Origin of the sequence: Methylosinus sp. Sm6 (genome assembly GCF_019802345.1) — a bacterium.
GTDB lineage: Bacteria > Pseudomonadota > Alphaproteobacteria > Rhizobiales > Beijerinckiaceae > Methylosinus.
The window spans coordinates 1-5,716 of sequence record NZ_JAINDZ010000079.1 but is presented as its reverse complement, the minus strand read 5'-3'; the positions used below and the strand labels follow the sequence as shown (position 1 = coordinate 5,716).

The 5,716-nt window shown below is 61.7% G+C and carries 3 protein-coding genes; all 3 read right to left on the bottom strand.

The genetic code is table 11. From position 1 onward, the window contains the following. Positions 1 to 306 precede the first annotated feature (306 nt). A complete protein-coding gene (locus K3F48_RS23145; RefSeq protein ID WP_255609699.1) occupies positions 307 to 3,486 on the bottom strand; it encodes an efflux RND transporter permease subunit in 3,180 nt (1,059 codons plus the stop codon). A 24-nt stretch (positions 3,487 to 3,510) separates the two neighbouring features. Continuing rightward, positions 3,511 to 4,629, bottom strand: a complete 1,119-nt coding sequence (locus tag K3F48_RS23140) for an efflux RND transporter periplasmic adaptor subunit (protein WP_255609697.1) — start codon at positions 4,627 to 4,629, stop codon at positions 3,511 to 3,513. A gap of 184 nt (positions 4,630 to 4,813) precedes the next feature. Then, entirely contained in the window at positions 4,814 to 5,482 is a 669-nt protein-coding gene (locus K3F48_RS23135) for a TetR/AcrR family transcriptional regulator (RefSeq protein WP_222577799.1), read from the bottom strand. Between the last annotated feature and the right edge of the window lie 234 nt (positions 5,483 to 5,716).

The window sequence follows — 5,716 nt, the reverse complement described above, 5'->3', positions numbered from 1 at the left end:
CGCTACGGCGCTATGAAAAGCGCGCGTCGCGAGCGGCTTGCTCCCGAACTGCTACACCACCGGTGGGGACACGACCCGACGATGCAGGGCGCCTGCCCGCGCAAGAGCTGCTCGAGCTTCGAACGCGAAACTGTGCGATTGAATAGAACCGCCCCGCCGCGAGCCGTTCCGCAGACCTGAAAGCTGCGCTTTGCCAAATCGATCGTCAGGACATGGACTTCCGCCATAATGATCTCCTTCGTCGCGCCTCTCTTCCGGGCGCCCTCCGACATCATATGATGCCGGCCGAAGGGGGCATCCACCCCATCAGTTCAATGGCACACCACTGGCCCTTTGATCAGACGGACTGTCCCGCGTCACGGGAACTCGAAGCTCGACAACTCGGTTTGGTCTGACCCGAAAAGCGCTCGAGACCGAGACGAAGAACGCCGGTACGAAAAAGATCGCGAGAAGCGTCGCGCTGAGCATGCCGCCGACGACCGCCGTGCCGATCGCGATGCGGCTGGCCGAACCGGCGCCGGTCGCGAAGACGAGAGGCAGAGTGCCCGCCACGAAGGCGATGGACGTCATCAAGATCGGCCGCAGCCGCTCTCCGGCGGCGGCGATCGCGGCCTCCGCCAGCGTCGCTCCATTGTCGAAGAACGCTTTTGCGAATTCGACGATGAGGATCGCGTTCTTCACCGCGAGGCCGACCGTCGTGAGCAGGCCCACCTGAAAATAGACGTCATTGGCCAGTCCGCCGTGTAATGTCGCCGCGATCGCGCCGATGACGCCGAGGGGAACGACCAGTATGACGGAAAGAGGGATCGCCCAGCTCTCGTAGAGAGCGGCGAGACAGAGCACCACGACCGTCAGGGAGATGGCGTAGAGCGCGGCTGTCTGCGAGCCGGATTTCTGTTCTTCATAGGAGAGGCCGGTCCATTCGTAGCCGACTCCCGGAGGAAGCTTCGCGATGAGGCGCCGCATCGCCGCCATGGCTTCACCCGTGCTATGGCCGGGCGCGGGGGCGCCGAGAATTTCAAAGGATGTGAGACCATTGTAGCTTTCCACTTTTTGTGGACCCAATGTCCACGCGCCGTCGAGGAAGGCGTCGAACGGAACCATTTTTCCCGACGAGTTGCGCACATGCCAACGCGCGAGGTCGCTCGGCGACATTCGCGAAGCCGTGTCACCCTGGACATAGACCTGCTTCACACGTCCCGCTCGCAGGAACTGATTGACATATTGCGAGCCGAGAGCGCCCTGTATGGTCGCGTTGAGGTCGCTCACCGAGACGCCGAGCGCATTGGCTTTTTCGCGGTCGATCTTCAGCCGGTACTGGGGCGCATCTTCGAGCCCGTTCGGGCGCACGCCGGCGAGTGTAACGTCCTGCGCCGCCATTCCGAGCAATTGATTGCGCGCAGCGAGAAATTTGTCACGCCCGAGCTGCCCCCGGTCTTCGAGCTGGAGGTCGAAGCCCGTCGCATTGCCGAGCTCCATCACCGCCGGCGGCTGGAAAACGAAGACTCGGCCGTCGCGGCTCCCTGCAAAATGTTGCATCGCGCGACCGGCGACGGCTGCGCCGCTCTGTCGGGGGCTCGGTCTTTGCGACCAATCTTTCAACTTGATCGCCGCGAAGCCGGCGTTCTGGGCCTGACCGGCGAAATTGAATCCCGAGACGGTCAGCACAGATTCCACATTCTCCTTTTCGGCGGTCAGCAGGTAATCGGCCAGCTGCTTGTTCAATGCCGCCGTTTGTTCGGCGGTGGCTCCAGGCGGCATCGTCACTTGGCCGAAGAGGAGCGCCTGATCCTCGTCGGGAAGAAAGCCGGTCGGGATGCGGTTGAACAGCACGACCGCCGCCACGGTGATCGCCATGAAGATCAGACGGGACGCGCGCGGATGCGCGATCAGATTGTGGACGCCGTTCTCGTAGCGCTCGGTGAGGCGAGCGAATGCGCGATTGAACCATGCGAAGAAGCCGGCCCGGGGACCGTTTTCCCGCGCCGGCTCTTTCAACAGCGCCGCGCAGAGAGCCGGAGTGAGAATCAACGCGACCAGCACGGAGAGCGCCATCGCCGACACGATCGTGACCGAGAACTGACGATAGATCACGCCGGTCGAGCCGCCGAAAAAGGCCATCGGCAGAAACACCGCCGAGAGCACCAGGGCGATGCCGACGAGCGCTCCCGATATCTCGTCCATCGACGCGCGCGTGGCGTCTCGCGGCGACAATCCCTTTTCGCTCATGAGCCGTTCGACATTTTCGACGACGACGATGGCGTCGTCGACGAGGAGGCCGACGGCGAGCACCATTGCGAGCATCGTCAGCGTATTGATCGAATAGCCGAAAGCGGCGAGCACGCCGAATGTGCCGAGCAACACGATCGGCACAGCGATCGTCGGAATGAGCGTTGCGCGAAAGTTTTGCAGAAAGACGAGCATGACCACGAAGACCAGCGCGACAGCTTCGAAGAGCGTCTTCACCACCTCCTCGATGGAAAGCGTGATGAAGGGCTCGGTGTCGAGCGGATAGGCGAGCTTGAGGCCGGGAGGGAAAAATGTTTCGAGACGGTCCAGCTCGGCGCGCACGGCTGATTCGGTGGAAAGCTGGTTGGCTCCCGGGGCGAGCTTGAGCGCGAGAGCGCCGAAAGGCTTGCCGTTATAGAGCGATGCTGTCGAATAGGACTGCGCGCCGATCTCGACACGCGCGACGTCCCTCAATCTCACCTGTGAGCCGCTCGGATTCACTTTGAGCAAGATGTTCTCGAATTGCTCGGGCGTTTCGAGCCGGGCCGGCCCGATGATGGCGGCGTCGAGCCGATTGCCTCGGCTGGCCGGCAGGCCGCCGAGCTCTCCTGACGAGACTTGCACATTCTGCGCGGTGAGCGCGCTCGTGACATCGCCGACGGTCAGCGAATATTTGTTGAGCTTGTCCGGATCGAGCCAGATGCGCATGGCATATTCGGATCCGAACGAGGTGAAGTCGCCGACGCCGGTGATGCGCGTCAACGGATCCTTGAGGTTGGAAGAGACATAGTCGTCGATGTCGACGGCGGACATCGCGCCGTCCTCGGAATAGACGCCGACAATCATCATGAAGCTTTTGACCGATTTGTTGACCTTGATCCCCTGCTGGGTGACCTCGGTCGGCAGATTCGGCTGGGCGAGAGAAAGCTTGTTCTGAACTTGCACCTGCGCGATGTTCGGGTCCGTGCCTTGCGCGAATGTCAGGTCGATTTCCATCGATCCATTCGATTGGGCGGTCGAAAGAAGATATTCCAAGCCATCGAGGCCCGACATTTGTTGGAGAATGGGTCTTACCACCGTATCCATGACCGTCTGAGCGGAGGCTCCGGGATAGGTGACCGTAATCGAGATTTGAGGCGGAGCGATGCTGGGATATTGCGCGATCGGCAACCGAAAGATCGAGATGCCGCCGAGCAGCATCACGATCAGGCCGAGCACCCATGCGAACACCGGACGGTCGATGAAGAAACGTGACATCGATGGAATCCTTGCGGCGAAACGTCAGGACCGTTTGTCGACGCGGATTGCCGCGTCTTCGACTGCGATGGGTTGAACGACATCGCCGGGACGGATGTTCTGCAATCCGTCGACGATCACGCGCTCGCCCGCGCGAAGGCCGCCGATGACGATCCATTGATCGCCGATAGCTTGACCGGTTTGTATGATGCGCAGGCTCGCCTTGTTGTCGTCTCCGATCAGTAAGACGGTCGCATCTCCATGCGTATTGCGGGAGACCGCTTGCTGCGGGATCAGAACGCCGTTTCGATCCACTCCTTCCTGAAGGGAGGCATGCACATACATGCCCGGCAACAGGAGGTGTTTAGGGTTGGGGAAAATCGCCCTCATGAGAACCGTGCCCGTCCCTTCGTCGACGGTGACCTCCGAAAATTGCAGCTTTCCCGGGACGTCGTATGTGCTGTTGTCTTCGAGCTTCAAAGTGACCTTCGCCGCGCCACGGCCGACGCTTTCGATCTCGCCGCTCGCCAGGGCCTTCCGCAGACGCAATAGCGTCGTCGCCGATTGCGTCACATCGACATAGATCGGGTCGAGCTGCGTGACCGTCGCGAGAACATTGCTTTGGTTGGCGATTACGAGCGCGCCCGGCGTGACTGTGGATCGACCGATACGGCCGGAGATGGGCGCCAGAACTTTCGTGTAGGAAAGATTGATCTTCGCCTGGGAGATGCTCGCTTGGGCGATGGCGATATCGGCCTCCGCTTGTTGCGCTGTCGCCACGGCGTCGTCGGCGTCTTGCTTGCTCACGGCTTTCATGGCGGACAGCGCCTTATAACGAGCGGCTTTCGCATTCGCCGCTTGGAGAGTCGCCCGATTGCGCGCCAATGTGGCGACCGCGCTGTCATAGGCCGCTTGGTAGAGAGCGGGATCGATCTGATAGAGTTGCTGGCCTTCTTTGACCTCGCTGCCCTCTTCGAACAGCCGTTTCAGGACCACCCCATTGACTTGGGGCCGCACCTCCGCGGTCAGGACGGCGGTCGTGCGGCCAGGCAATTCCGTCACGCGCGTGATCGGTTGGAGATGGACGACGACATAGCCCGCCTGCGCAGGCGGACGCGTCGGCTCGGCGGCCAGCGCTTGTTCGCAGCTCGCAGCGACCGCCATAGAAAGCAGCGCGAAGTAAGCGCGGAACAGCCCTGCCGAGCGCGAAATCCGTGCTTCAGGATTCGCGACGTTCAAGGGCGACGAAGGGACTCGGTGAGGCGTCGGTATCATGTGCGGCTTCGCTCGAGAGAGTGCGGAAAACATGGCGTTTTTCATCGTACGGCTTCGGAGACGCCGAGGCCCCTCATTCGCCGCCTTGCAGGGTCTCCGCGGGCGATCCGCGGGAGGGCGGCGCCGAAACGGCTCGACCGAACATGTCCGCGAACTGTTCCAGAAGCCGCCTCGTCATTTCGGGTGAAATCTCGAGAATCTCGCGATGGACGAAACCCAGCTCGAAGCCGAGGCTCAGCAGCATTTCGGCGGCGGAGCCGACATCGAGATAAGGTTCGGCAATTCCAGCGTGGACGTAGAGAGCGAGCCGCGTCTCGAGGCCGCTCCTGACATCTTCACGGATCCAGATGCGGTTGAAATGCGCCTTGAACGCTCGATCGAGCAGGGCTCTCGAGATCACGATGCGAATTCGGTCCGAACGTTCCGAGATTTTCTCGACCGAATGCAAGAGCATCTCACGTGCTTCTTGCGCCATGGTCGGACAAAGCGGACGCGCCAAGAAGAGCGCCGCGTCGGAGCGGTCGTCCTCCTTGTTGAGAACCGCGAGCAGCAGGCCTTCCTTGCCGTTGAAATATCGCTGGATCAGGGCCTCCGAGCATCCTGCGGCGTCGGCGATGGCGCGCGTCGTCGCTCCCTCATAGCCGCATTCGGCGATCGCCGTCGCTGCGGCCGCTATCAGAGCGTCGCGAGTGGCTTGGCGGTCGCGGGCTCGCGGCTTGCGGACCATGTCGTTGGAGTGCATGTCGCCTCATAGGTAAGTATGCACACACATACCTAAGGCGCATGAGCAGTCGGGTCAAGAGCCTCGCCGCAAGAAAATGCGGGCAGGTTCGAGCTATCGCGGCAAGTTAGAAACGCCGAGGTTGCTTGACGCTGGTCGGCTCGGGTTTCGACGGCTAGCTTGATGATTCCGACGGAAGGCGCCCCCCTAAAACGAGATGAAGGCGCCCCCCATAACGGAATGATGGCGCCCCCC

Coding starts and splice junctions, on each gene's coding strand:
- K3F48_RS23145 (WP_255609699.1), bottom strand. CDS start 3,486: ATGTCACGTTTCTTCATCGACCGTCCGGTGTTCGCATGGGTGCTCGGC.
- K3F48_RS23140 (WP_255609697.1), bottom strand. CDS start 4,629: ATGGCGGTCGCTGCGAGCTGCGAACAAGCGCTGGCCGCCGAGCCGACG.
- K3F48_RS23135 (WP_222577799.1), bottom strand. CDS start 5,482: ATGCACTCCAACGACATGGTCCGCAAGCCGCGAGCCCGCGACCGCCAA.